At 65.3% G+C, this 26425-nt stretch carries 26 protein-coding genes; 7 read left to right on the top strand and 19 right to left on the bottom strand.

The annotated features are described in order from the left end of the window. Nucleotides 1–277: 277 nt before the first annotated feature. The gene (locus tag EGJ34_RS01920) at nt 278–1381 is read right to left on the bottom strand and encodes an OmpA family protein (protein ID WP_125358482.1); all 1104 of its coding nucleotides are present in this window, start codon (nt 1379–1381) and stop codon (nt 278–280) included. Between the two features lie 370 nt (nt 1382–1751). On the opposite strand from EGJ34_RS01920, the gene EGJ34_RS01930 reads away from it, so the two are divergent. From EGJ34_RS01930 to EGJ34_RS01945, 4 genes are all read left to right on the top strand, one after another. Continuing rightward, nucleotides 1752–2777 (top strand): zinc-binding alcohol dehydrogenase family protein, encoded by a 1026-nt coding sequence (locus EGJ34_RS01930; RefSeq protein ID WP_125358485.1) that lies wholly within the window; start codon nt 1752–1754, stop codon nt 2775–2777. Nucleotides 2778–2958: 181 nt separating this feature from the next. Continuing rightward, the gene (locus EGJ34_RS01935; protein WP_125358487.1) at nt 2959–4992 is read left to right on the top strand and encodes an NADPH-dependent 2,4-dienoyl-CoA reductase; all 2034 of its coding nucleotides are present in this window, start codon (nt 2959–2961) and stop codon (nt 4990–4992) included. Between the two features lie 336 nt (nt 4993–5328). After that, complete coding sequence (locus tag EGJ34_RS01940) at nt 5329–5787, top strand: cell wall hydrolase (RefSeq protein WP_125358490.1); 459 nt, start codon at nt 5329–5331, stop codon at nt 5785–5787. 85 nt (nt 5788–5872) lie between these two features. Next, on the top strand, nt 5873–6484 hold the full coding sequence (locus EGJ34_RS01945; protein ID WP_125358493.1) for a glutathione S-transferase N-terminal domain-containing protein: 612 nt from the start codon (nt 5873–5875) through the stop codon (nt 6482–6484). Between the two features lie 126 nt (nt 6485–6610). Here the strand turns inward: EGJ34_RS01945 and EGJ34_RS01950 are convergent, their stop codons facing one another. The 6 genes from EGJ34_RS01950 to EGJ34_RS01975 all read right to left on the bottom strand — a co-directional run bounded on the left by EGJ34_RS01950 (nt 6611) and on the right by EGJ34_RS01975 (nt 12423). Beyond that, entirely contained in the window at nt 6611–7105 is a 495-nt protein-coding gene (locus tag EGJ34_RS01950; RefSeq protein ID WP_125358496.1) for a hypothetical protein, read from the bottom strand. Nucleotides 7106–7337: 232 nt separating this feature from the next. Further along, complete coding sequence (gene prpE, locus EGJ34_RS01955) at nt 7338–9215, bottom strand: propionate--CoA ligase (protein WP_125358499.1); 1878 nt, start codon at nt 9213–9215, stop codon at nt 7338–7340. 98 nt (nt 9216–9313) lie between these two features. Then, on the bottom strand, nt 9314–10036 hold the full coding sequence (locus EGJ34_RS01960) for a DUF4189 domain-containing protein (protein ID WP_125358502.1): 723 nt from the start codon (nt 10034–10036) through the stop codon (nt 9314–9316). A gap of 77 nt (nt 10037–10113) precedes the next feature. After that, the gene (locus tag EGJ34_RS01965) at nt 10114–10728 is read right to left on the bottom strand and encodes an RluA family pseudouridine synthase (RefSeq protein WP_125358505.1); all 615 of its coding nucleotides are present in this window, start codon (nt 10726–10728) and stop codon (nt 10114–10116) included. A gap of 96 nt (nt 10729–10824) precedes the next feature. Continuing rightward, nucleotides 10825–11811 carry a malate dehydrogenase gene (locus EGJ34_RS01970; protein ID WP_125358508.1) on the bottom strand — a complete coding sequence of 329 codons (987 nt, stop codon included), beginning with the start codon at nt 11809–11811 and terminating at the stop codon, nt 10825–10827. A gap of 120 nt (nt 11812–11931) precedes the next feature. Next, nucleotides 11932–12423 carry a peptidylprolyl isomerase gene (locus EGJ34_RS01975; RefSeq protein ID WP_125358511.1) on the bottom strand — a complete coding sequence of 164 codons (492 nt, stop codon included), beginning with the start codon at nt 12421–12423 and terminating at the stop codon, nt 11932–11934. A 261-nt stretch (nt 12424–12684) separates the two neighbouring features. On the opposite strand from EGJ34_RS01975, the gene typA reads away from it, so the two are divergent. The 3 genes from typA to EGJ34_RS01990 are packed head-to-tail and all read left to right on the top strand — an operon-like array spanning nt 12685 to nt 16662. After that, nucleotides 12685–14514 (top strand): translational GTPase TypA, encoded by a 1830-nt coding sequence (gene typA / locus EGJ34_RS01980; protein ID WP_125358514.1) that lies wholly within the window; start codon nt 12685–12687, stop codon nt 14512–14514. Nucleotides 14515–14527: 13 nt separating this feature from the next. Then, nucleotides 14528–14992 carry a DUF2127 domain-containing protein gene (locus EGJ34_RS01985; RefSeq protein ID WP_125358517.1) on the top strand — a complete coding sequence of 155 codons (465 nt, stop codon included), beginning with the start codon at nt 14528–14530 and terminating at the stop codon, nt 14990–14992. Nucleotides 14993–15048: 56 nt separating this feature from the next. Continuing rightward, nucleotides 15049–16662 (top strand): amidase, encoded by a 1614-nt coding sequence (locus EGJ34_RS01990; RefSeq protein WP_125358520.1) that lies wholly within the window; start codon nt 15049–15051, stop codon nt 16660–16662. A 52-nt stretch (nt 16663–16714) separates the two neighbouring features. On the opposite strand, the gene EGJ34_RS01995 is transcribed toward EGJ34_RS01990, so the two are convergent. From EGJ34_RS01995 to rpsE, 12 genes are all read right to left on the bottom strand, one after another. Further along, nucleotides 16715–17848: a mechanosensitive ion channel domain-containing protein gene (locus tag EGJ34_RS01995; protein WP_125358522.1), complete on the bottom strand. Its 1134-nt coding sequence runs from the start codon at nt 17846–17848 to the stop codon at nt 16715–16717. A 113-nt stretch (nt 17849–17961) separates the two neighbouring features. Then, nucleotides 17962–19344: a 3-deoxy-7-phosphoheptulonate synthase class II gene (locus tag EGJ34_RS02000; RefSeq protein WP_125358525.1), complete on the bottom strand. Its 1383-nt coding sequence runs from the start codon at nt 19342–19344 to the stop codon at nt 17962–17964. A gap of 34 nt (nt 19345–19378) precedes the next feature. Further along, the gene (locus tag EGJ34_RS02005; protein WP_125358528.1) at nt 19379–19891 is read right to left on the bottom strand and encodes a disulfide bond formation protein B; all 513 of its coding nucleotides are present in this window, start codon (nt 19889–19891) and stop codon (nt 19379–19381) included. Nucleotides 19892–20370: 479 nt separating this feature from the next. After that, entirely contained in the window at nt 20371–20754 is a 384-nt protein-coding gene (gene rplQ, locus EGJ34_RS02010) for a 50S ribosomal protein L17 (protein ID WP_125358531.1), read from the bottom strand. Nucleotides 20755–20947: 193 nt separating this feature from the next. Beyond that, nucleotides 20948–21946: a DNA-directed RNA polymerase subunit alpha gene (gene rpoA / locus EGJ34_RS02015; RefSeq protein WP_125358533.1), complete on the bottom strand. Its 999-nt coding sequence runs from the start codon at nt 21944–21946 to the stop codon at nt 20948–20950. A 57-nt stretch (nt 21947–22003) separates the two neighbouring features. Beyond that, nucleotides 22004–22633 (bottom strand): 30S ribosomal protein S4, encoded by a 630-nt coding sequence (gene rpsD / locus EGJ34_RS02020; RefSeq protein ID WP_125358536.1) that lies wholly within the window; start codon nt 22631–22633, stop codon nt 22004–22006. Nucleotides 22634–22647: 14 nt separating this feature from the next. Then, nucleotides 22648–23037 carry a 30S ribosomal protein S11 gene (gene rpsK / locus EGJ34_RS02025; RefSeq protein WP_017355427.1) on the bottom strand — a complete coding sequence of 130 codons (390 nt, stop codon included), beginning with the start codon at nt 23035–23037 and terminating at the stop codon, nt 22648–22650. A 12-nt stretch (nt 23038–23049) separates the two neighbouring features. Beyond that, complete coding sequence (gene rpsM / locus EGJ34_RS02030) at nt 23050–23406, bottom strand: 30S ribosomal protein S13 (protein ID WP_125358539.1); 357 nt, start codon at nt 23404–23406, stop codon at nt 23050–23052. A gap of 364 nt (nt 23407–23770) precedes the next feature. Further along, the gene (secY, locus tag EGJ34_RS02035; protein WP_125358542.1) at nt 23771–25126 is read right to left on the bottom strand and encodes a preprotein translocase subunit SecY; all 1356 of its coding nucleotides are present in this window, start codon (nt 25124–25126) and stop codon (nt 23771–23773) included. Between the two features lie 3 nt (nt 25127–25129). Further along, nucleotides 25130–25573 (bottom strand): 50S ribosomal protein L15, encoded by a 444-nt coding sequence (gene rplO, locus EGJ34_RS02040; protein WP_125358545.1) that lies wholly within the window; start codon nt 25571–25573, stop codon nt 25130–25132. 4 nt (nt 25574–25577) lie between these two features. Beyond that, complete coding sequence (rpmD, locus tag EGJ34_RS02045) at nt 25578–25769, bottom strand: 50S ribosomal protein L30 (RefSeq protein WP_125358548.1); 192 nt, start codon at nt 25767–25769, stop codon at nt 25578–25580. Continuing rightward, on the bottom strand, nt 25762–26304 hold the full coding sequence (gene rpsE, locus EGJ34_RS02050; protein ID WP_125358551.1) for a 30S ribosomal protein S5: 543 nt from the start codon (nt 26302–26304) through the stop codon (nt 25762–25764). The genes rpmD and rpsE overlap by 8 nt, the downstream gene beginning before the upstream one ends. Nucleotides 26305–26425 lie beyond the last annotated feature (121 nt).

A 26425-nucleotide genomic window follows, 5' to 3' on the forward strand; every position in this document is an offset into this window, starting at 1 on the left:
CGGCGCGGCACTGGTGGCCTGGGCGGAGCAATCCACGGCGGCGTGAGCGGCGGGAACCAGGGCCAGGCCGAGCGCGGCGGCCAATGCGATACGCAGCATGGGGTGCATCCAGAAAGAAGGTCGACGCACCGAGTTTAACAGCGACGAAACGCCTTACAAGATCCCACATTCAATGAATACGGCAAGACCTTGAAATTTTTGCGGATTCCCTACCCAGCGCACAAAAAAACAGGGCCCGGCAATGCCGGGCCCTGCTTCTGGAACCTTGCGTCAGAACTTAGTTCTGGACGTTCAGCTCGGTACGACGGTTCTTGGCGCGGCCTTCCGGGTTGTCCGAACCATCCGGGTTGGTGTTCGGAGCAATCGGACGCGACTCGCCGTAGCCGATCGGGCCGACCAGACGCGAAGCGGCAACGCCGTTGCTGGTCAGGTAGTCGTACACCGCGGTGGCACGACGCTCGGACAGCTTCTGGTTGTACTCTTCGGTACCCTTCGAGTCGGTGTGGCCGGCGACTTCAACGCGCAGGTCCGGGTAACGGGTCAGGATCTGGGCGGCTTCGCTCAGGATGGCCACGGCGTCCGGACGCAGGGTCGACTTGTCGAAGTCGAAGTTCACGCCCTTCAGGTCGATGGAGACCGGCACCGGGCAACCGTCCGGACCGATGGTCTGACCCGGCTGCGAATCCGGGCACTTGTCGTCGCAGTTGTTGACGCCGTCACCGTCGTCATCCAGGTCGGCGCAGCTCGGAGCGGCCGGCGGCGGAGCGACAACCGGAGCAGCCGGTGCCGGGCCCAGCGGGATCACGACGCCGACCGAGGCCAGCACGTCGCCGAACCAGCTTTCGTCGTTGCCAGCCAGGGTCGGGTTGACGGCCTTGTCGTCGAAGTCACCGCGGTAGGCGACTTCCGCACGCACGGCCACGCGCTTGTCGAAGGTGGTCTGCAGACCAACGCCGACCTTGGCGGCGAAGTTGCCGTCCTTACGGTCACGCGGGCTGTCGATCGCCGGCACCACGACCTCTTCTTCGGACTTCTGGTAGCCCAGGCCCATCAGCAGGTACGGGTTCCAGCCACGGCCTTCCTGGATGAAGTGGTAGCGGGCATCGATCGATGCGCCGTACTGGCTCCAGTTCAGGTCCTGGTTGTCGTCGAAGTTCGGGTTCTGATAGTTCAGCTCACCGTCCAGCGACCAGTTCGGGCTGATGAACTTGCCCAGGCCCAGGGTCACGAACGGAGCATCGTTGGTCAGACGGTCGCTGTCCTGGAAATTGAAACCAGCCGAACCGGTCAGGTACCAGCGGTCGTCGAACTCCTGCGCGGACGCAGCCTGGGCCATGGCCAGACCGCCCAGCAGCGCGGCAGTAAGGATCTTCTTGTTCATGTAATACAGCTCCTAGTTCGGGGGTATGAAACCGGTAGAGGCATGGTCCAGCGCTACTGCGTCGTTTCTGACTGCGGATTCAGCACGCCACCGCCGCGAACATTATGCTCAGGGGAGTGAAGGTGATGTTAACAGTCGCGTAACATGTGAAGACGACCGCCAGACCTCTACCCGGCCCAGCTGCGGGCACCCTATACAGCTTTATGAAGTTGCGCAAGACCCAGCAACGACAAGGGTTTTGCCACTTTTCCAGAGTTTTCAAGGGTTCGCCACAGTAAATCGTGCAGTCCGGCGATGTGCGCTTATTCAGCGCATAAACAGGTTTCCCGGTAGTCGTATGATGAATGCGATTTTCCCCGCCGGAGGCTCCATGAAAGCAGTTGCCCTCACCCGCGCCCTGCCCATTGACGATCCTGCGGCTCTGCTGGATCTGGACCTCCCGCATCCCGGCCCACCGCGTGGACACGACCTGCTGGTTCAGGTCCGGGCGGTGTCGGTCAATCCGGTGGACACAAAACAGCGCCGGGTCCCGAGGGCTGACGATGCGCCTGCCCGCGTGCTCGGCTTCGATGCCGCCGGCGTCGTGGAAGCGACGGGCCCGGAGGTGACGGCGTTCGCGCCTGGCGACGAGGTGTATTACGCCGGTGATGTGACGCGGCCGGGGTGCAATGCGCAATGGCAGCATGTCGATGCGCGCGTCGTGGGACGCAAACCCACCACGCTGGACTTCGCCGATGCCGCCGCACTGCCACTGACGACATTGACCGCGTGGGAACTGCTGTTCGATCGCATGCGGTTGCGACTTGACGACCGCCGCCACCGCGGCCAGACCCTGCTGGTGATCGGCGGAGCAGGCGGCGTGGGTTCGATGGCGATCCAGCTGGCACGACACGCCGGATTCACCGTGGTGGCGACTGCCTCCCGCCCTGCATCGGCAGACTGGTGCCGCGCGCTCGGCGCGCAGCATGTGATCGACCATCGCCAGCCGCTGCCGCCGCAACTGCAGGCGCTGGGAATCTCAACGGTGGACGTGGCCTTGAACCTGGCGGATACGGATGCCTACTGGGACGTCCTGGGCGAGTTGATCGCCCCGCAGGGTCATGTCGGGCTGATCGTGGAACCCAAAGGGCCGTTGCGGATCGGAGATCCGTACAAGGCCAAGTGCATCAGCCTGCACTGGGAATTCATGTTCGCACGCACCCGGTTCGGGACCGCTGACATCTGCGAACAGCACCGGATCCTGAACCGCGTGGCCAGTCTGGTGGATGCCGGTGAGCTGCGCAGCACCGCGCACACCGCGCTGGGCACGATCAACGCGGCCAACATGCGCGAGGCGCACCGGCAGCTGGAAGGCGGCAGCGTGATCGGAAAGCTGACCCTGGCCGGTTGGGATTGATGCGTGGATCACGACCAACGGTCGTGATCTACCGGCCCCCCATGATCGACCGGATTTCCCTGGTCGACCGGATTCCCAGGGTTGACCGGTAGCCCACGCCCGTTGGTCGTGGGCATGGGCCGATTGCACGCAAGGCCCTTTCGCGGCACGCTGCGCGTCTTCCGTACGCAAGCGTATCTTCATGTCGCCAGCCGCCGAATCTGCCGCCTTCCCCCATCTGTTCAGCCCGCTGGACCTGGGCTTCACCCAGCTGCGCAACCGCGTACTGATGGGCTCGATGCACACGGGCCTGGAGGACCGCGCGCGCGACTTCCCGCGCCTCGCCGCGTACTTCGCAGAACGCGCTGCCGGTGGCGTTGGTCTGATCGTGACCGGCGGCTTCGCGCCCAACGTGGTGGGCTGGCTCAAGCCGTTCGGCGGCAAGCTGTCCTGGCCCTGGGAAGCGGGCCCGCACCGCCAGCTGACTGCGGCGGTGCACGAGCACGGCGGCAAGATCTGCCTGCAGTTGCTGCATGCGGGCCGCTACGCCTACCACCCCCTGTCCGTGGCACCGTCGAAGAAGAAGGCACCGATCAATCCATTCACCCCGCGTGCGCTGTCCGCCCGAGGCGTGGACCGGCATGTCGCCGATTACGCACGCAGCGCGCGGCTGGCCCGCGAGGCCGGCTACGACGGCGTTGAAGTGATGGGATCGGAAGGCTATCTGATCAACGAGTTCATTGCGCCGCGCACCAATGCACGTACGGATGCCTGGGGCGGCGATGCCGCAAAGCGCGTGCGTTTTGCAGTGGAGATCGTGCGCCGCATCCGCGAAGCCTGCGGCCCGGACTTCATCATCATCTATCGACTGTCGCTGGTGGACCTGGTTGAGGACGGCAGCAACTGGCAGGAGATCGTGGAGCAGGCAAAGGCGATCGAAGCGGCCGGTGCCACGCTGATCAATTCGGGCATCGGCTGGCACGAGGCCCGCGTGCCCACCATCGCCACCTCGGTGCCGCGCGCGGCGTTTGCCGGCGTCACCGCCAAGCTCAAGCCGCATGTGCAGGTACCGTTGATCGCCACCAACCGCATCAACATGCCGGACGTGGCCGAGCGCATCCTCGCCTATGGCAACGCCGACATGGTGTCGCTGGCGCGCCCCCTGCTGGCCGATCCGGAGTGGGCGAACAAGGCGCGCGCCGGGCGTGCGCACGCGATCAACACCTGCATTGCCTGCAACCAGGCGTGCCTGGATCACGTGTTCGAGAACAAGACAGCCAGCTGCCTGGTGAATCCGCGTGCGGTGCATGAGACCGAACTGGTCTATCGCCCTGCCCCCACTCCGCGTCGCATCGCGGTGGTGGGCGCGGGCCCGGCTGGTCTGGCCTGCGCTACCGTGGCCGCCGAACGTGGCCACCGCGTCACCCTGTTCGACGCCGGCAGCGAAATCGGCGGACAGTTCAATGTCGCCAAGCGCATTCCCGGCAAGGAAGAGTTCCATGAAACCCTGCGCTACTTCCGCCACAAGCTGGAAGAAACCGGGGTGGAAGTGAAGCTGGACACCACCGCCGACGTGGACACCCTTGCCGGTTTCGACAGCGTGGTCGTCGCCACCGGCATCACGCCGCGCCAGGTGGATTTCCCGGGTGCCGATCACTCCAAGGTGGTTACCTACCTGGACGTGCTGCTGGGCAGGGTCACGGTCGGGGCCGAGGCCGCGATCATCGGTGCGGGCGGCATCGGGTTCGACGTGGGCGAGTTCCTGGTCCACGACGGCCCCTCCCCGGCGCTCGACCCGGCGCGCTGGATGGCCGAATGGGGTGTGGACCCGAGTTTTGAAGCGCGCGGCGCGCTCGCTCGACCGCAGCCGGAAGCGCCTGCGCGCAAGGTGTGGCTGCTGCAGCGCAGTCCGGGCAAGCCCGGTGCACGGCTCGGCAAGACCACCGGCTGGATCCACCGCGCGACGCTGAAGGCCAAGGGCGTGAAGATGCTTGGCGGCGTGGAGTACCTCGGCGTGGATGATGCCGGCCTGCATATCCGCGTGGAAGGCCACGAGCAGACCCTGCCGGTCGATCATGTGGTGATCTGTGCCGGACAGGAGCCGCGTCGGGACCTGCATGTCGCGTTGCTGGCTGCCGGTGTCGAGGCGCACCTGATCGGCGGTGCGGATGTCGCTGCGGAGCTCGACGCAAAGCGCGCGATCAACCAGGGCAGCCGGTTGGCGGCGACGTTGTAAAGGGACCTGTTGCACGCACGACCAACGGTCGTGCGCTACCGTGCCGACGTAGGTGACGACCGTTGGTCGTCACCTGAATGCGCGATTCCGCCCTTCCTCCGAACCTGAATGTCAAGCTGTCCGGTTCAGGATGCATTGGGAAATACCCCCCTATCGTGCGCCAACTTTCCGCTCACCACCCAGTTCGAGTGAGCGTGCGGCCCCCCATGATCTTTCGGGAGCCGCCAACGGGCGGCCCCGATGGCCGCCTCCCCATGACGCCAAGCAGTACCCTCGCCGCCGTCCCGTAGTCCGGATGGCCCAGCCAGGTGCGGCCCATACGGAGCAAGGAGATTTATGAAACTGGCCTGGATTCTCTGGCTGTCGCAGTTGTTGCCGCAGCCGGCCGCCGATTCGTTGTGCCTGAGCACGACCGTGTACCTGGAAGCGCGCGACCAGACCCTCCGCGGCCAGCAAGCCGTGGCAGAAGTGGCCCTGCGCCGCCTGGACAGCGGCCTGTGGGGCGACTCGATGTGCCAGGTGGTGACCGCGCGCAAGCAGTTCGCCCCGACCATCGTGGCCCCTGGCACCCAGCTGGGCAACACGGTTGCCTGGGAAGAAGCGATGACCGTGGCCTTCGACGCCGAGCGCAACTGGGCGCTGCCGGTGGGCGAGCGCAAGGAGATCGTTCCGGGGGCCAGCCACTTCGCCGCGCTGGCCATTGCCAGCCCGAGCTGGCGCAATGCCTACCAGGTGGCCACGATCGGCGATCACACCTTCTATAAGGTGCAGAGCCTCAAGCCCCGTCAGTCGTAACAATCTGTTGTAGGCGCGCCGTTGCCGCGCGCCGCCGGCTCCGCGATAGTGGTGGTTTCCGCCATCGATCCATCCTGGAGTCCGCATGAAGCTGTACAGCAAGCCCGGAGCCTGTTCCACCGCCGACCACATTGCCCTGCAGTGGACCGGCCAGCCGTTCGAGGTGGAACTCCTCGACAAGGACACGATGAAAGCCCCCGCGTTCCTGGCGATCAACCCGGCCGGCGCGGTGCCGGCGCTGGTCGACGGCGACTTCGTGCTGACCCAGAACGCGGCCATCATGGGCTACATCGCCGATTCCTTCCCGCAGGCCGGCCTGGCCGGTGACGGCAGCCCGCGTCAGCGCGCCGAAGCTGCCCGCTGGTTGTCATTCGTCAACTCCGACGTACACCCCGCGTTCTCGCCGCTGTTCGGACCGGGCAAGTTCATTGCCGACGAAGGCCAGTACGACGCGATCCGCGCTGCCGCCCGCAAGCGCCTGCGCGGCCTGTTCGAAACCGCCGACAGGCAGCTGGCCGACAAGCCGTGGCTGGCCGGTTTCCGCAGCGTTGCCGACCCGTACTTCTACATCACCCTGCGCTGGGCCGCCGGTGCCAAGGTGGACCTGGTCGGGCTGGACAACGTGGCCGCGTTCAAGACCCGCATGGAAGCCGATGCGGGCGTACAGGCGGCGTTGAAGGCGGAAGGGCTGGTGTAACAGCCCTCCCCCGTAGAGCCACGCCCTGCGTGGCTGAAGCAGCCGCCGGCACCCCGCAGCCACGCAGGGCGTGGCTCTACGGCAGCGGGGCAAGCCCCGCTCTACAACCGCGGGGCAAGGCCCGCGTCACGCATTTACGGGTTGGCCCTGCAGCAGCGCGCGCGTTTCTTCCATCCAGCGGTTGGCCAGTGCCGGGCTCCTGGCCTTGGAAACCGCCGCCGCCATTTCCGGCCACAGCTTTTCCAGACCAGCCGCGTCGGTGCAGCGTTCGATCTTGAGCTGCATGAAGTAGCCCTTCAGGCCGAGGTGCCTGCGCACCGACTCGCTCATCCAGTCGTACAACTGCTTGTACAGCGCCGGGTCGTGTTCGCGACCGGCGGTCAGTGAACGCGGTGCTGCAGTGGCCAATGCGCCCCCCACCACCTCGATCAGGCCCATCGCCTGCAGCTGCGCCAGCGCGTCGTCCGGCGCGCGCAGCCCCGGCAGCATGCCGGTCAGTTCGTCATCATCGCGCTGGCCATCGACCATCAGCAGAATGGAGCGCAGTCCCGGCGGCAGCTTGCGCGCACGGTCTTCGATTTCCTGACGGCCTGCGGCCGTCTTGGCATGGATGAACGCCATGTTGTCCCCCTGTCACACTGTGCAGCTGCGGGCAGGACCGAATTGAACCAGCGGTCACGCCACGCCCCCTTTGTGGTGCCCCGGCGCGACACACCGGCCCCCACCACACTGGAAGCTTAACCGACGTTCATGATCAGGGGTGCTGCATCGCAGCAGCCCCGTTTCGACCAACGGTCGATACCTGCCACGGGGCGGTTGATCTGGTAGATGCCGACCGTTGGTCGGCATGCCTTCAACGCCCCAGCGCGCGCCGGATTTCATCCAGCGCGCCCGGATCATCCAGGGTGGACAGATCCCCTGGATCGCGCTCCTCCGCCAGCGCCTGCAGCGAGCGTCGCAGCAGCTTGCCCGAGCGGGTCTTGGGCAGTGCGTTGACGATATGGATGTGGGCCGGCCGCGCCACGGCACCCAGCGAGCCGGTCACGCGCTGCATCATCTCCGCGACAACGGCACTGCCATCACCGGCCACGGCCTGCTTCAGGGTGACGAACACGAGCGGCACCTGCCCCTTCAGCTCATCCTTGACCCCGATCACCGCCGCTTCGGCCACCAGCGGATGACCGGAGATGCACTCCTCGATCTCCCGCGTGCCCAGCCGGTGACCGGCCACGTTGATCACATCGTCGGTGCGGCCGAGGATGAAGGTATAACCGTCCTCGTCGCGGATCGCCCAGTCCAGCGAGCTGTAAAGCACTTCCTTGAAATGACTGAAGTAGCTCTGCAGGAAACGGTCGTCGTCCTTCCACACCGTGCTCATGCAACCTGGCGGCAGCGGTGGCACCATCACCAGCACGCCCTTCTGGCCCGGTGCGACTTCAGCGCCGGTGTTCTCGTCGATCACCTTCATGCGGTAACCAAGATTCGGGAAGCCTGGCGAGCCGAACCGCACCGGCTTCAGATCCACGCCGGGGAGCAGGGTCAGCGCGGGCCAGCCGGTTTCGGTCTGCCAGTAGTTGTCGATGATCGGCTTGCCCAGCGCATCGTTGATCCAGTGCGCGGTCGGCTCGTCCAGTGGCTCGCCGGCCAGGAACACATACTTGAGCGCGGCCAGGTCGTGGCGTTTGATGAAGTCGGCATCGTGCTTCTTCAGCACGCGTATGGCGGTGGGTGACGAGAACAGCGTGCGCACGCCGTACTGTTCGCACAGCGCCCACCAGATGCCCGGGTCCGGACTGGTCGGCAGCCCTTCGTACAGCAGCGAGGTGCAGCCGCCGATCAGTGGGCCGTAGACGTTGTAGGAATGGCCGACCGCCCAGCCCACGTCCGAGGTGGAGAACATCACCTGGCCCGGCGCGCAGTCGAATACCGTGCGCATCGACTGTGCCATCGCGACCGCATAGCCGCCCACGTCGCGCTGCACGCCCTTGGGCTTGCCCGTGGTGCCGGATGTGTACAGCAGATAGCTCGGTTCGTTGGCTTCCAGCCATACCACCGGCACGTCCTGGTCGCCGACCTCGGCGCGCAGGGTGGCGTAGTCGACGTCGCGGCCCGGCACTTTCGGCTCGGCCGGATCCAGTCCACGCGACACGATCAGCACGTGCGGCGGTGGCGACTGCGCTTCGGCGCAGGCCGCATCGACCATGGCCTTGTACGGAATCACCTTGCCACCGCGCTTGCCGGCATCGGCGGCGATCAGCAGCTTGGGTTCGGCATCGTCGATGCGCAGGGCCAGGTTGTGCGCGGCAAACCCACCGAACACCACCGAGTGGATCGCGCCGATGCGCGCGCAGGCCAACATGGCGAACACCGCTTCGGCCATGTTGGGCATGTAGATGACCACGCGATCACCCCGCTGCACGTCCAGCCGCTGCAGCACCGCAGCGAACGCATTCACTTCGCGGTACAGCTCGCGGTAGGTGATTTCGCGGGTGACGTTGGTTTCGGTGGAAATGGCGACCAGCGCGAGCTGGTCCGGCCGCTCGACCAGATGCCGGTCGACCGCGTTGTAGCAGAGGTTGGTTTCACCGCCGACGAACCAGCGCCGGAACGGTGGGGTGCTGTAGTCCAGCACCTGTTCCGGCTGCCTGTGCCAGTAGATGCGCTGGGCTTCCTCGGCCCAGAACGCCTCGGGTTCCTCGATGGAGCGTTGGTACAGTTCCTCGTAGCGCATGACAGCCCTCCCAGACAAAGTCATGGGGTCGAGCATAGTCCGATGGGGTGCGTGTCACTGCACGACCTTGGTCGTACGCCCGGGCCGGTCAGCCCGCGCTACTTTGCTTCGGTCACGACTTCGCACTTGGCCTTGCCACCTTCCTCTTTGGCGCAGTACTTGCGCGCGGCGCGGCGGGCCTGGCCCGCTGTCTTGCCGTCGGACGCATAGAGCTTTCCACTCTCCGAACGGGCAATGGCGGCGTGGTCCTGCGTGTAGACAAAGACGAAGCATTCCGATTCATTGCCGCACTGATTCTGGACCCGGGTGCGCGCGTCCCGCCGGCGATGCGCTTCACGCCACGCGTAGCCCTTGTCCTGGGCACTGTTGTAGCCCAGTGCGTGGAAGTACCAGTACCGTGCGGCTCCGCCGCTGCCTGCCGCGACGACCACGTCACAGGGCGCGCCCTGGGATGCCATCAAGCACTGGTACTCGGCCAGCTCGGCCGTTTCCCCCCAGCCGATGACGTCGGTGTCGGACGCCGCCATGTAGTAATGGTCGCTGTAGAAACTGGCCGCAACGCAGCCGCTGCCGCAGCTCCTGCGCACCTCGGCCAAGGCCTTGTCGGCGTCAGGGTGGTTCCATGCCGAAGACAAGCCGCGTGTTGTGGGATTCAGCGCGATCGCCCCGGCCAACCAGGTGCACTGTTGCTGGAACACCGGCTGATTGCCGTTCACCATGCCAACCACGACGTTCTGGCAGGACTGCCATGCATGCGCCTTTCCGGAAAATACGCACGCGGCCAGCACTACCAGCAGCAAGAACCCGATCCGATGGGTCATTTGATCATCCCTGATTTTCGAAGAATGCGCATGATAGCCAACCCATCCCGCGCCCGGTAGTGCCGGATCCGACGCGGTCAGAAGCCTGGCGTGGAGTGCACGGACACGGTGGCACCGCTCAGTGGATGCGCGAACCGCAATGCGCAGGCATGCAGGTGCACGCGCGCGGCGGGCTGCGCGCCATACAGCACGTCCCCCACGATCGGGTGCCCCAGGCTGGCCATGTGCAGCCGCAACTGATGACTGCGGCCCGTCACCGGTTCCAGTTCGACCCGGGTCTGCCCGGCCAGCTCGTCGCGACCCAGCACCTTCCAACGCGTCAGCGCCGGTTTGCCACGTTCATGGTCAACCTGCTGCTTCGGGCGATTCGGCCAGTCCACGATCAGGGGCAGGTCCACCTCGCCTGCCTCGCCGTCCAACAGACCCTCCAGCACCGCCACATAGCGCTTGTGCACCTGGCGCTGCTCGAACTGCGCCGACAGCGCCGCCTGCATGGCTTTGCCGCGCGCGTGCAGCAGCAACCCCGACGTGACCTGGTCGAGCCGGTGCACGGTGAGGGCATCCGGATACCGCACCTGCAGCCGGGCCACCACGCAATCCTGGTTTTCCGGCGTGCGCCCGGGCACGGACAGGAGGCCGGCGGGCTTCTCAGCCACCAGCAGGGCGTCGTCGGCGTAGTGCAGGTGAATCATGGCGGTTCAGTGAATCCAGAACGAAGACGGGGAGGCCGAAGCCTCCCCGTTGAGCCCGGTAGGCGACGACCGTTGGTCGTCGCTCCGAAACCGCGATCAGCCCAGCAGGTGGGCAACGCCGGCGCGCTCTTCTTCCAGCTCGGCCAGGGTCTTGTCGATGTACTTCTGGCTGAAGTCGTCGACCGGCAGATCCTTGACCAGGGTGTACTCACCGTTCTGGGTGGTCACGGCGAAGCCGAAGATCACGCCTTCCGGAATGCCGTAGGAACCGTCGGACGGCACGCCCATGGTGACCCACTTGCCGTTGCTGCCCAGCACCCAGTCACGCACGTGATCGATGGCGGCATTGGCGGCCGAAGCGGCCGAGGACGAGCCACGGGCTTCAATGATGGCCGCGCCGCGCTTGCCCACGGTCGGAATGAAGGTGTTGGCGTTCCATTCCTGGTCGTTGATGGCGTCGGCGATCGACGCACCGTCGGCGGTGGCGAAACGGTAGTCCGGGTACATGGTCGGGCTGTGGTTGCCCCACACCACCAGCTTTTCCATGCCGGCGACCGGCTTGCCGAGCTTGGTCGACAGCTGACTCAGCGCACGGTTGTGGTCCAGGCGCAGCATGGCGGTGAAGTTGCGCGGGTTCAGGTCCGGAGCCGACTTCATCGCGATGTAGGCATTGGTGTTGGCCGGGTTGCCGACCACCAGCACCTTGACGTCACGCTTGGCGACCTTGTTCAGGGCCGCGCCCTGGGCGGTGAAGATCTTGGCGTTTTCCAGCAGCAGGTCCTTGCGCTCCATGCCCGGGCCGCGCGGACGTGCGCCGACCAGCAGGGCGATGTCGGCGTCCTTGAAGGCCACTTCGGCGTCGTCGGTGCCGACCATGCCGGCCAGCAGCGGGAACGCGCAGTCTTCCAGTTCCATCATCACGCCCTTCAGGGCGGCCTGGGCCTTTTCTACCGGCAGCTCGAGCAGCTGCAGGATGACCGGCTGGTCCTTGCCGAGCATTTCGCCGGAGGCGATGCGGAACAGCAGGGCGTAGCCGATCTGGCCGGCGGCGCCGGTCACGGCAACACGAACAGGTGCTTTCATGGGGATTTCCTCTGCTAAAAAGCGTTGAAGCCAAATGGGATAAGGCCGCCGGGCGGGGAAAGACCTGGCGGGGCGGCCGCAGACGTGAAAACGGCCCCCGTCAGGGGGCCGTGGCATGCATCAGGCGGCGAGGATCTTGTTCCATTCCGCGACGCGGTCGGCCTGGGCGGCCAGCACGGCGTCAACGTCGCCTTCCAGGGTGATCGAATGGATCACGTCGCCCTGCTTGACCGAATCGACGATGGCCTGGCCTTCCAGCACCTGGCCGAACACGGTGTGCTTGCCATCCAGCCAGTCGGTCTTGATGTGGGTGATGAAGAACTGGCTGCCGTTGGTGTTCGGGCCGGCATTGGCCATGGACAGCGAGCCCTTCTGGTGCTTCACGCCGTTCTTTTCATCTTCGAATTTGTAGCCCGGGCCACCGGTGCCCTTACCCTTCGGGCAGCCGCCCTGGATCATGAAGTCGGCAATGACGCGGTGGAAGACCAGGCCGTCATAGAAGCCATGCTTGACCAGGTTCACGAAGCTGGCCACGGTGACCGGAGCCTTGTCCGGGTACAGCTCGACCTTGATCGGGCCCTGGGTGGTGTCGAAGGTGGCGATGAGGGACATGTGGATCCTTGGATTATTCGGGGGTGTTTCAGCCCCGAGATTCTACACCCCTCCATGCCCGGACGGCCTTCGACGATGGGTGAAGGTCCCCGTAGAGCCACGCCCTGCGTGGCTGCCCCAGCCGGCACCGCGAAGCCACGCAGGGCGTGGCTCTACGGGGTAGATGAATGCGCGGAAGGGGTCTTTTCGCGTTTGGTCATGAAAGCAGTATAATGTTGGACTTCTTTTTTCAACTTCCGGCGCCGACTGGCCCCCTTTCGCATGTCCATCGAAAATCTTCGCAACATCGCCATCGTCGCCCACGTCGATCATGGCAAGACCACCCTCGTCGACCAGCTGCTGAAGCAGTCGGGCACCCTGTCCGAGCGCACCGTGCTTGCTGAACGCGTGATGGACAGCAATGACCAGGAAAAGGAGCGTGGCATCACGATCCTGGCCAAGAACACGGCCATCACCTGGCAGGGCAACCGCATCAACATCGTCGACACCCCCGGACACGCCGACTTCGGTGGCGAGGTCGAGCGCGTGCTGTCGATGGTCGACACCGTGCTGATCCTGGTCGACGCGATGGACGGCCCGATGCCGCAGACCCGCTTCGTGACCCAGAAAGCCTTCGCGATGGGCTTCAAGCCGATCGTCGTGGTCAACAAGATCGACCGCCCGGGTGCGCGTCCGGACTGGGTGATCGACCAGGTGTTCGACCTGTTCGACAAGCTCGGTGCCACCAATGAGCAGCTGGACTTCCCGATCGTCTACGCCTCGGCCCTGAACGGTTATGCCGGCCTGGAAGACACCGTGCGCGACGGCGACATGACCCCGCTGTACGAAGCGATCATGCAGCACGCGCCGAAGCCGGAAGTGGACCCGGAAGGTGCCTTCCAGATGCGCATCAGCCAGCTGGACTACAACAACTTCGTCGGCGTGATCGGCATCGGCCGCATCCAGCGCGGCACCCTGAAGAAGAACATGCAGGTCGCGGTGATCGACCGCGAAGGCAAGAAGCGCAACGGCAAGGTCGCGCAGGTGCTGGGCTTCCTGGGCCTGGAGCGCATCGAGCAGGACACCGCAGAAGCCGGCGACATCGTGGCGATCTCGGGCATTCCGGAGCTGACCATCTCCGACACCATCTGCCACCCGGACACCCCGGAAGCGCTGCCGGCGCTGACCGTGGATGAGCCGACCATCTCGATGACCTTCCAGGTCAACAACTCGCCGTTCGCCGGCAACAAGGACCTGTCCGGTGGCAAGTTCCTGACCAGCCGCCAGATCAAGGACCGCCTGGACCGTGAAAAGGTCCACAACGTGGCCCTGAAGGTGGAACAGCTGGAAGACGCCGACAAGTTCCTGGTGTCCGGCCGTGGCGAACTGCACCTGTCGGTGCTGATTGAAAACATGCGCCGTGAAGGTTACGAACTGGCCGTCTCGCGTCCGGAAGTGATCATCAAGGAAATCGACGGCCAGCAGATGGAGCCGATCGAACAGCTGGTGGTGGACGTGGAAGAAGTGCACCAGGGCGGCGTGATGGAAAAGCTGGGCACCCGCAAGGGCCAGCTGAAGAACATGGAGCCGGACGGCAAGGGCCGCGTGCGCCTGGAATACTCGATCCCGGCCCGTGGCCTGATCGGCTTCCAGAACGAATTCAAGACCCTGACCCAGGGTTCGGGCCTGCTGTTCCATGTGTTCGACCACTACGGTCCGAAGGAACAGGGCGCGATTGCCAAGCGCATCAACGGCGTGATGATCGCCAATGCCCCGGGCGTCACCCCGGCCTACTCGCTGGGCCCGCTGCAGGAGCGTGGCAAGCTGTTCGCCGCTGAAGGCGACAACGTGTACGAAGGCCAGCTGGTCGGCATCCACTCCAAGGACAACGACCTGACCGTGAACGCGATCAAGACCAAGCCGCTGACCAACATGCGCGCTTCGGGCAAGGACGACGCGATCCAGCTGACCCCGGCCATCAAGTACTCGCTGGAGCAGGCACTGGACTTCATCGAGGACGACGAACTGGTCGAGATCACCCCGAAGGAAATCCGTCTGCGCAAGAAGTTCCTGACCGAAAGCGACCGCAAGAAGGCGTCGCGCGCCGGTTGATCGGACTCTTGTCGTGACCGACAAACCCTACAACCCGGATCCGCACAGGCATCCGGGTCTCCATGTGATCGCCCTGCTGGAAGCCAGCAAGGCGGCACTGGCGCTGCTGGCGGCAACCGGACTGGAAGTACTCGGTCCGCAGCCGCTGCGCGATGGGGTCAACGCCCTGATCCGGCGTTTCAGCCTGGACCCGGATCACGGCACCCTGCCCTCGCTGCTGAACATGATCAGCCCTGACGCAGTGCACCTGGCCGCAGCGGCGATGGTGGCCTACGGCGTGCTGCATCTTTTCGAGGCGTGGGGATTGTGGCGGGCTAAAGCCTGGGCTTCCTGGCTGGGCTGCCTTACTGCCGGCATCTACCTGCCGTTCGACATCTACGCCATCATCCGCCACCCTGGCTGGGCCTCGTGGACGGTGCTGGTGATCAACCTGATCGTGGTCGGCGTGCTCGCGCGCGACCTCCGCAAGCGTCACTGAGTTGCCAAGCGCGGCAATCGCTGGTTAGCCTGAGTGCTGGAACCGGGAACCTCCGAATGCGTCTGTCACTGACATCGCTGGCGTTGGCCATCGCGCTGACGGGCTGCTCGCCTTCGCCATCATCGCTGCTGGCCACCACGGCCCATGCGGCACCGGCCGGCACGGTCGATCCCACGCCCCCCTTCCCGTACGCCGAAGCGGACATCAGTGACCTGCAGGCGCAGATGGCCGCGGGTGAGCTGGACAGCGTCACGCTGACGCGCGCCTACCTGGACCGCATCGCCCGCCTGGACCGCGCCGGACCGCGCCTGGGCGCGGTGCTGGAGCTCAATCCGGACGCACTCAAGGAAGCGGCCGCGCTGGACGCCGAACGCCGCCGAGGGCAGCTTCGCGGCCCCCTGCACGGCATTCCGCTGCTGCTCAAGGACAACATCGGAGCCCGCCCGATGGGAACCAGTGCGGGCTCGCTGGCCCTGGCAGGCTTCCGCCCTGACGATGCGTTCCTGGTTACCCGCCTGCGCGCGGCGGGGGCGCTGATCCTCGGCAAGACCAATCTGAGCGAGTGGGCGAATTTTCGTTCCAGCCAGTCCATTTCCGGCTGGAGCGCGCGCGGCGGGCAGACCCGCAATCCCTACCGGCTCAGCCACAGCCCCTGCGGTTCCAGCAGTGGCAGCGCGGTCGCGGTGTCGGCCAACCTGGCGGCGGCGGCGGTCGGTACCGAAACCGACGGCAGCATCGTCTGCCCCGCTGCGGTGAACGGGATTGTCGGACTGAAGCCAACGGTCGGGCTGGTCAGCCGGGAGGGCGTGGTCCCGATCTCCTTCAGCCAGGACACACCCGGACCCATGACGCGCAGCGTCGCCGATGCCGCCGCGCTGCTGACCGCCATGTCCGGCCGTGATGACGCCGACCCGGCCACTGCCACCCGGCCCGGCCAGGCCGTGTATGACTACACCGCACGCCTGAAGGACGGCGGCCTGCGTGGCGCGCGGATCGGTGTGCTGTACGGCCCGCTGGACCAGCAGCCCGGTGTTGCGCCCGCCCTGCAGCATGCCGTGGCCGTGTTGCGCGATGCCGGGGCGGTGGTGGTACCGGTGCGCCTGCCCACCCAGGACCAATGGGAGGCCGCGGAGCGGACTGTCCTGCTGCACGAGTTCAAGGCGGGCATGGCGCGGTATCTGGCCGCCCACCAGGCCCCGATGCGAGACCTGGATGCGATCATCGCCTTCAACCGCGAGCACGCCGACAAGGAGCTGGTGCTGTTCGGTCAGGACCTGATGGAGCGTGCTGCCCAGGCAGGGGCCCTGGGCAGTCCCGAGTACATCGCCGCGCGTACCGAGGCGCGCCGTCTGGCGGGCCCCGAAGGCATCGATGCGGCGCTCAAGGCCGAACGCCTGGACGCGCTGGTGGCCCCCACCACCGGTGCAGCGTGGCCGCTGCGCAGCGGCGAAACCGACGCGTTTCCGGGCGGCAGCTACAGCGCTGCCGCCGTGGCGGGCTACCCCAGCATCAGCGTTCCGATGGGGCACGTGAACGGGTTACCACTCGGACTGCTGTTCATGGGCACGGCCTGGAGCGAACCGCGGCTGATCGAGCTCGCCTACGACTACGAGCAGCGCACGCGCGCGCGGAAGCCACCGACGTTCAGGACCGAAGCCCTGATCCGGTAACACCGGCCGTTTGCGGGCCGCCAGCCCCGCTTGGGCCGGCCAACGGCCGGCGCTACCGCGACGCCTCCAGGGCCGGCTCGCCATCTTCGGCACCGGGCGAACGCACGTGGCTGGCAGGACGACCGCGCGACAACTGCAGTGTGGGATCCGGCTGCTCCAGCAGCTCGGCACGCGTACGCGGCAGCGCCTGCGGGTGCTCGCGAGCCAGGAAATCGAGCATCCGTTCGCGCACGATGCAGCGCAGGTCGAAGGCATCACCGGAGTTGCGGGCGCTGACCAGCAGGCGCACCTGCAGCGTGTGTTCACTGGTCTCGGTCACCTGGGTCACGCAGACGCGGCCGTCCCACAGATTCTCGCTTTTGCAGATGCGCTCCAGTTCAGCGCGGATCGCACCGATCGGGGCACGATAATCCAGCCACAGGAATGCCGTACCCAGCAGGTCGGCGCTGCGCCGCGTCCAGTTCTGGAAGGGGTTCTCGATGAACCACGTCAGCGGCACCACCATGCGGCGTTCATCCCAGATGCGCACGACCACGTAGCTGCTGCCGATCTCTTCCACCCGCCCCCACTCGCCTTCGACGATGACTACGTCGTCCAGCCGGATCGGCTGGGTCAACGCGATCTGCAGGCCGGCAATCAGGTTGCCGAACACGGGCTTGGCCGCGATGCCGGCGACCAGGCCGATGATACCGGCGGACGCCAGAAGCGCGGTGCCGATCTGGCGCACCATCGGGAAGGTAAGCAGCACCATCGACACCCCGACCAGGATGATCGCCCCCATCAGCACCCGGCTCAGCACCCGGGTCTGGGTATGGATGCGGCGTGCAGCCAGGTTGTCCGCGACGTCGATGCGGTGCTCGCGCAGGATCGCCTGTTCGCCGGCGGCCACTACCCGCACCAGGAACCAGACGAAACAGGCGGTCAGGCCGATGTGCAGCAGGCGCAGGGCCTGATCCAGCCAGCGCTCCTGCAGCGGGGTGGCTTCCAATGCGGGGATGAGCACCAGCAGCGGTAGCGCAAAGGCCAGCGGCCGGCTGATCACGCGGGTGATGCGGGCGCGACGGTAGTCACGCCCCTTGAGGCGACGGGTGAGGGCCATCAGCAGCCACCAGCTGGTGATGCCGATGATCAATGCGATAGCGATGGGCCAGAGGTAGTCGGCGGCCAGGGTCCAGTCGATGTGCATGCAGGCTCCTGTGGGGGGAGAGCCTTTACCCTGCCATGGCTGGGATGACCGATTTGTAGAGCCGGGCTTGCCCGGCTGCGATTCCGTCTGGCACCGCGAAGCCACGCAAGGCGTTAGCCGCCCGTCGCCGACTGCTTGCGCACAATCGCCATCGCAATCTCCAGCGACTGCTCATAGTTCAGACGCGGATCCACAGTGGACCGGTAGGCCCGCTCCAGGTCGCGCTCGGTCAGCTCGCGCGCGCCGCCGGTGCACTCGGTGACATCCTCACCGGTCAGCTCCAGATGCACCCCGCCCAGCCGTGTACCGGCTGCCGCATGGAGGTCGAAGGACAGCTCCACTTCGCTGCGCACGTTGTCGAAGCGACGGGTCTTGAAGCCATTGCTGGTGCTTTCGGTATTGCCATGCATCGCATCGCACACCCACAACACGCGGCGACCGTCGCGCTTGACCGCATCCAGCAGGGGCGGCAGCTTTTCGGCGATCTGTGCGGCCCCCATGCGATGAATGAAACTGAGGCGGCCAGGCTCGTCGTCCGGATTCAGGACATCGATGAGGCGCAGCAGCTGATCCGGCTGCACCGAAGGACCGACCTTGATCGCAATGGGATTACGCACGCCACGCAGGTACTCCACATGCGCGCCGTCCAGCGCCGCCGTGCGCATGCCGATCCAGGGGTAATGCGTGCTCAGGTTCAGCCAGCCCTGCTGGCGCGGCACCTGCCGGGTCAGCGCCTGCTCGTACGGCAGCAACAACGCTTCATGTGACGTGTAGAAGTCGATCCGGTTCAGGTTGTACACCTGGGTGCCGGACAGGGTCTCCATGAAGCGCACGGCATCGCCGATCGACGAGACCATCTTCTGGTAGTCAGTCGCCAGCGGCGAGTGCCGCACCCATTCCAGATTCCAGTACTCGGGGTGATGCAGGTCGGCGAAGCCGCCATCGATCAGCGCCCGCACGAAGTTCATGGTCATCGCCGAGTGCGCATGCGCCTGCAGCATCCGACGCGGATCCGGCAGTCGCGCAGCCTCGGTGAACTCGGGGGCATTGATCACATCACCGCGATAGCTCGGCAAGGTGACGCCATCGCGGGTTTCGGTGTCGGCCGAGCGCGGTTTGGCGTACTGGCCGGCAAAGCGCCCGACCCGGATCACCGGCTTGCGCATGCCGTGCACCAGCACCAGGCTCATCTGCAGCAGCACCTTGAGCCGGTTGGAGATGGTGGTGCTTTCGCAGTCACTGAAGTTTTCGGCGCAGTCGCCGCCCTGCAAGAGGAACCGCTTGCCTTCCTGGGCCTCGGCAAGCTGGCGCTTGAGCGACAGGATCTCCCAGGAGGTCACCAGCGGCGGCAGCCGCTTCAACTCGTGCAGCGAGGCATCCAGCGCGACCGGATCGGGATAGGTCGGCATCTGCAGCGCCGTCCGGCTGCGCCAGCTCTCCGGCGACCAGTCGGTCGGCAAGGAAGCAGGCGCGGCGGTGGGCGTTGAGGCGTTCATTGAAGTATCCAGTCAGGTCGATGGTACGAAGCAATCAGTAGCGGCGCGGCGGCTTGCGGAACGACACCACCAGCGCCCACAGGCCCAGCAGCACGAACCAGACCAGGCTCCACATGGGCATGGTAAGCCCCAGGAAGGCCCAGTCGATGTTGCCGCAGTTGCCGGTGCCGGTCAGCACGGTACGGAACACCTCGAACGGCCCCATGGTCTCGCTCAGGAACGACAGCGGCGGCCCACAGCTGGAGCCCAGGTCCTGCGGCAGCATCTGCACGTACACGTGACGCCCGGCAATGCCGATGCCCACCGCGGCGGCGATGAAAGCCAGCACTCCGTAGGTGATGCGCCCGGGCCGGTCACGCGGCCCATGCAGCGCGCCGATCAGGAACAGCAGCCCGAGCGCGGCAAACGCGATGCGCTGGAAGATGCACAGCGGGCACGGCTCCAGGCCCATCTTCAACTGCATGAAGATGGCGAACGCCAGCAACCCGGCGCAGATCAGGAACCCCAGGAAGAACTGGGCGCGGTAAGGCCAGCGCAGTGGATTCATTGCCAACACACTCGTGAAAGTCAGGTGCCAAGATTAACAGGGTGGTGTGGCGTGTTGCCTGCGGCCGATTGCCGTATGTCGGTGGGTTCTGCGCGTAGAGCGGGTTGCTTGTCATTGTTATCGGCCGGAGTGGGTCGGGGTGCCCCGCTCCGGGACACGCCGTGAACCCATCCATGGGGGCTGCTCCAAAACATCCATGTTTTGAGCGTCCCTCCGGGGGCACCCCGACCCACCCCCGATGGAGCATTGGCCACGGAAGGGAGAGCAGGAGCAGAAGCAGCCGGGCAAGCCCGGCTCTACAAGAGCGAGATGGTTGCGGCCTTCCATGCCCGCCCGATGGGCCCTGTGAGCACCGCATACCCCCATCCGAACCGGCCCAGGCAGTGAACAGCAACTCGCCGACGCTTCGCCGCGCGCAGAAATGAAAAACCCGGCACCAGGCCGGGTCTCTCAGTGAATCTTGAAAACCTGACGAATACTTATTCTTCGACGGCTTCAGCAACGGCCGGACGGTCGACCAGTTCGACGTAGGCCATCGGGGCGTTGTCGCCAGCGCGGAAACCGCACTTCAGCAGGCGCAGGTAGCCGCCCGGACGGGTCGCGTAGCGCGGGCCCAGGATGGTGAACAGGTTGCCCACGGCTTCCTGGTCGCGCAGACGGGCGAAGGCCAGACGGCGGTTGGCGACCGAGTCGACCTTGGCCAGGGTGATCAGCGGCTCGGCAACGCGGCGCAGTTCCTTGGCCTTCGGCAGGGTGGTCTTGATCAGTTCGTGCTTGAACAGCGAGGCGGCCATGTTCTTGAACATCGCTTCGCGGTGGGCACTGGTGCGGCTGAACTTACGGCCGGATTTCTGGTGACGCATGGGTGTGTTTCCTTAAAGAATGTTGGATCGGTTGTGGTTCGCTGTCGCCTTCCTGGCGCTCAAACTTGGACTGCGGTTGGTCCGATGCCGGCCCTCCTGGCCGACCGTCACCGCAGGCTGTGCGCCTGTCGGTGCGAGGTACTGCGGTAAAGCCCCCGCACCCGAAGGTGCGGGGTAAAGCTGTTTCGCTGGATCAGCCGAGCATGCCGTGCTGGGCAACACCGGCCGGCGGCCAGTTTTCCAGCTTCATGCCAAGCGAAAGGCCGCGCTGTGCCAGCACTTCCTTGATCTCGGTCAGCGACTTCTTGCCGAGGTTCGGGGTCTTCAGCAGCTCCACTTCGGTCTTCTGGATCAGATCACCGATGTAGTAGATGCTTTCGGCCTTCAGGCAGTTTGCCGAACGCACGGTCAGTTCCAGGTCGTCGATCGGGCGCAGCAGCACCGGATCCACGCCGTTGTTGGCCGGCTTGGCAGCACCGCGATCGCGGTGGGTGAAGTCACCGAACACCGACAGCTGATCGCTCAGGATGTCGGCGGCAGTGCGCACGGCTTCCTCGGCGTCGATCGTGCCGTTGGTTTCGATGTCCAGCACCAGCTTGTCCAGGTCGGTGCGCTGTTCCACACGCGCCGCTTCCACCGAGTACGCCACGCGGCGGACCGGGGAGAACGAAGCGTCCAGCACCAGACGACCGATCGCACGGGTTTCTTCGTCCGGACGACGACGTGCAGCCGCCGGCTGGTAGCCGAAGCCGCGCTCGACCTTCAGACGCATGTTGATCGCCGTGTCCTTGGTCAGGTGGCAGATCACGTGGTCGGTGTTGAGGATTTCGACATTGTGGTCGACCTTGATGTCGGCCGCAGTGACGACACCCGGACCCTGCTTGGACAGGGACAGCGTGGCGCTGTCGCCGGTGTGCATGCGGATTGCCACGTCTTTCAGGTTGAGCAGGACTTCAAGCACGTCCTCCTGCAGACCTTCCAACGTGGTGTACTCGTGCAGCACGCCGTCGATTTCAACTTCCGTGATGGCGAAGCCCGGGATGGACGACAGCAGCACGCGACGCAGGGCATTGCCCAGCGTATGCCCGTAACCACGCTCCAAGGGTTCGATGACGACCTTGGCGCGGGTGTCGGTAAGGCGTTCGATCTGCGGACCGCGAGGACGCAGAACCTGGTTGGCGGTAACCGTCATGTTTGCGGGTTCTCCTAGTGAACACCCCGGCCGTCGCCGGGGGTTCTCCAATGTGAATTACTTCGAATACAACTCGACGATCAGCGCTTCGTTGATATCCGCAGGCAGGTCCGAACGATCCGGAACCGCCTTGAAGATGCCGGCGAACTTGGCCGCATCGACTTCAATCCACGACGGACGCAGGTCGTGCGAGCTGGACACGGTCAGGGCTTCCTGTACGCGCAGCTGCTTGGCAGCCTTTTCCGACAGCGCGACAGCGTCGCCGGCCTTGACCTGGTACGAAGCCAGGTTCACCGACTTGCCGTTCACGGTGACGCCGCGGTGCGAGACCAGCTGACGGGCAGCCGGACGGGTCACAGCGAAGCCCATGCGGTACACGACGTTGTCCAGACGGGTTTCCAGCAGCTGCAGCAGGTTCTCGCCGGTGTTGCCCTTCTTGGTCGAGGCCTTCTTGTAGTAGTTGCGGAACTGACGCTCCAGCAGGCCGTAGATACGCTTGACCTTCTGCTTTTCACGCAGCTGGGTGGCGTAGTCGGACAGCTTGCCCTTGCGGGCGGTCGCGCCGTGCTGGCCGGGCTTCTGCTCCAGCTTGCACTTGGAGTCCAGCGCACGGGCCGGGCTCTTGAGGGAAAGGTCGGCGCCTTCGCGGCGGGCGAGCTTACAGGTAGGACCGATATAACGAGCCATTTCTTATCGCTCCTTTAGACGCGACGCTTCTTCGGCGGACGGCACCCGTTGTGCGGGATTGGCGTCACGTCGATGATGTTGGTGATCTTGTAGCCCACGTTGTTCAGCGAGCGCACGGCCGACTCACGACCCGGACCCGGGCCCTTGATGCGGACTTCCAGGGACTTGACGCCGTAGTCGAGCGCGGCGCGGCCGGCCTTTTCGGCAGCCACCTGGGCAGCGAACGGGGTGGACTTACGCGAACCGCGGAAGCCAGCGCCACCGGAGGTCGCCCACGACAGCGCATTGCCCTGACGGTCGGTGATGGTCACGATGGTGTTGTTGAAAGAAGCGTGGACGTGGGCGACGCCGTCAGTGACGACGCGCTTGATCTTCTTCTTGGTCTTAGCGACGGGCTTAGCCATTTCTTAGGTCCCTTACTTCCTGATCGCCTTGCGCGGGCCCTTGCGGGTGCGGGCGTTGGTACGGGTGCGCTGGCCGCGCAGCGGCAGACCACGACGGTGACGCAGACCGCGGTAGCAGCCCAGGTCCATCAGGCGCTTGATCGCGATACCGATTTCACGGCGCAGATCGCCTTCCACGATGTACTTGGCCACTTCCGAGCGCAGACGCTCGATTTCCGGCTCCGACAGATCGCGGATCTTGGTGGTCGAAGTGACGCCTGCGGCTTCGCAGACCTTCTTCGAACGGGTACGGCCGATGCCGTAAATGCTTTGCAACCCGACCCAGACGTGCTTCTGGGCTGGCAGGTTGACGCCTGCAATACGCGCCATGACGCGGTTCTCCAGCTGAGTGATGGCCGACAGCGCACCCAAGGCGCGCCAATCCGGCAGGATGGATCAAAAAAGTGAACTAGCGATACTAACAAGGTTCCGGTTTACTTGGAAGTCCGTGAAACCAGGAAAGGTTTCATGAACCCGGCCCAGGGAGTGTGCCCAGGCTCCGGCGCCGGACCAGGTTGACCCCGGAACAAGCCACTTGCGTGCCCTGCCCCGGTGCCGCCCGCGCTACTCCCGCGCGGGACGACCCGATCACACCCCCACCCGGAACCGCTGCGGGGGCCGCCCTTCGTTTGTGTGGCCAGGTCCGCGAAGCGGAGGACCATCACGTCAGGAAGACGATAGTGTAACAGCCGAATCAGCCGCGAGCAAAGCCGCCGCGGTTGCCACCCTTCAGGTTGGCCTTCTTCAACAGGCTTTCGTACTGGTGCGACATCAGGTGCGCCTGGATCTGGGCGATGAAGTCCATCACCACCACCACCACGATCAGCAGCGAGGTGCCGCCGAAGTAGAACGACGCATTCAGCTGCGAACGCATGATTTCCGGCAACAGGCAGACGATGACCAGGTAGGCCGAGCCGGCCGCGGTCAGGCGGGTCAGCACGCCGTCGATGTAGTCGGCGGTGGCCTTGCCCGGACGGATGCCCGGAATCAGCGCGCCCGACTTCTTCAGGTTGTCGGCGGTTTCCTGCGAGTTGAACACCAGCGCGGTGTAGAAGAACGCGAAACCGGTGATCAGCACGGCGAACACGATCATGTGCAGCGGCTCAGCCGGGCCCAGGGCGTTGGCGAGCTTCTGCAGCCACGTCGCCGAGCTGGCCTGGCCGGACCACATGGCCAGGGTGGTCGGGAACGCCAGGATGCTGGAGGCGAAGATGGCCGGAATCACGCCCGCCATGTTCAGCTTCAGCGGCAGGAACGAGGTCTGGTTCATGTACGCGTTGCGGCCGCCCTGGCGGCGCGCGTAGTTCACCGTGATGCGGCGCTGGCCGCGCTCGACGAACACCACGAAGAAGGTGAAGACCAGCACCACCAACGCGATCAGCAGCAGCTGGATGAACTGGATGTTGCCGTCCTGGTAGGCGTCGAAGGTGTGGATGACCGCACCCGGCAGACCCGCCACGATACCAGCGAAGATGATCAGCGACACACCGTTGCCGATGCCGCGCTCGGTGACCTGCTCGCCCACCCACATCAGGAAGATGGTGCCGGCGGTCAGCGCGACCACGGCGGTCAGCACGAAGCCCATGCCCGGGGCGTACACGACCGGTGCGCCGGTCGGGGACAGTTGGTTCTGCAGCGCCAGCGCAATGCTGCCGCCCTGCACCACCGCCAGAAGCACGGCGCCGATGCGGGAATACTGGGTGATCTTGCGGCGACCGGATTCACCTTCCTTCTGCAGCGCCTTCAGCGCCGGGAAGATGTGAACGGCCAGCTGCATCACGATCGATGCCGAGATGTACGGCATCACGTTCAGCGCGAAAATGCTGAAACGGTGCAGGGCGCCGCCCGAGAACATGTTGAACATGTCCACGATACCGCCGCCCTGCGCCTGCATGAGCGCAAGCATGGCATCGGGATTGACGCCCGGCACCGGCACATAACAGCCGATGCGATAGACGATCAATGCCCCGAGGACGAACAGCAGACGCTGGCGAAGTTCCGTGAACTTGCCGAGCCCGCCGCCGAGGTTACCAATGCCCGCTTGCGCCATGTCTTACTCCTGTACGCTGCCGCCGGCAGCTTCGATCGCGGCCTTGGCACCGGCCGTTGCAGCAACACCCTTCAGGGTGAACGCCTTGGTCACTTCGCCCTTGACGACGATCTTGGCCTTCTTGGCGGTGCTCGGCACCAGCTTGGCGGCGCGCAGCGCGGCGAAGTCGATCTCACCGGCTTCCAGACGATCCAGCTGATACAGCAGCACTTCAGCGGTGTCCTTGGCGATCGGCGAACGGAAGCCGATCTTCGGCAGACGACGCTGCATGGGGGTCTGGCCGCCTTCGAAGCCAGCCTTGATCTTGCCGCCACCCTTACGGGCGAACGAACCCTTGTGGCCGCGGCCGGCAGTCTTGCCCAGGCCCGAACCGATACCGCGACCGACGCGGGTGCGCTCGGTGCGGGCGCCCGGTGCCGGGCTCAGATCATTGAGACGCATGGTCATTGGATTATTCCTCAACCTTGACGAGGTACTGGACCTTGTTGATCAGACCACGAACCTGCGGGCTGTCTTTCAGCTCACGCACGTCGTTCAGCTTGTTCAGGCCCAGGGCGCGCACCGACAGGCGGTGCTTGGACTGGGTGCCGCGCAGGCCACCTACCAGACGGACCTTCACGGTCTTGTTGGACGCATCAGCCATGGTTGAGTTCCTCCACCTTCTTGCCGCGCTTGGCCGCGATGCGGGCCGGCGACTGCATGTCGGTCAGACCCTTCAGCGTGGCGCGAACCAGGTTGATCGGGTTACGCGAACCGACGGCCTTGGCCAGCACGTTCTTCACGCCAACGGCTTCCAGCACGGCGCGCATGGCACCGCCGGCGATCACACCGGTACCTTCCGAAGCCGGCATCATGAACACACGGGCTGCGCCGTGGCCGGCCTTGACCGGGTGCCACAGGGTACCGTTGTTCAGATCGACGGTGGCCAGGTTCTTGCGAGCCTGCTCCATCGACTTCTGGATGGCGACCGGCACTTCGCGGGCCTTGCCATAACCAAAACCGACCTTGCCTTCGCCGTCGCCGACCACGGTCAGGGCGGTGAAGGTGAACTGACGGCCACCCTTGACGGTCTTGCTGACGCGGTTGACCGCGACCAGCTTTTCGATCATGCCGTCATCGACTTTCTCTTCGCGGTTACGGTCGCGATCGCGACCCCGCTGCTGACGTTCTTCTGCCATGTTGATTCCTTGATTGATGGGTATGTACGGCTCAGGGCCGCTTATAGCTGTGAGTTGAAGCGGTGGATCGAACGCCCCTGCAGAAGAAGGACGTCGCCCGGCACAGCCCGTGCCGGCAGGC

The sequence above is a fragment of the Stenotrophomonas sp. 278 genome, assembly GCF_003935715.1.
In the GTDB taxonomy this organism is placed as follows: domain Bacteria; phylum Pseudomonadota; class Gammaproteobacteria; order Xanthomonadales; family Xanthomonadaceae; genus Stenotrophomonas; species Stenotrophomonas maltophilia_AH.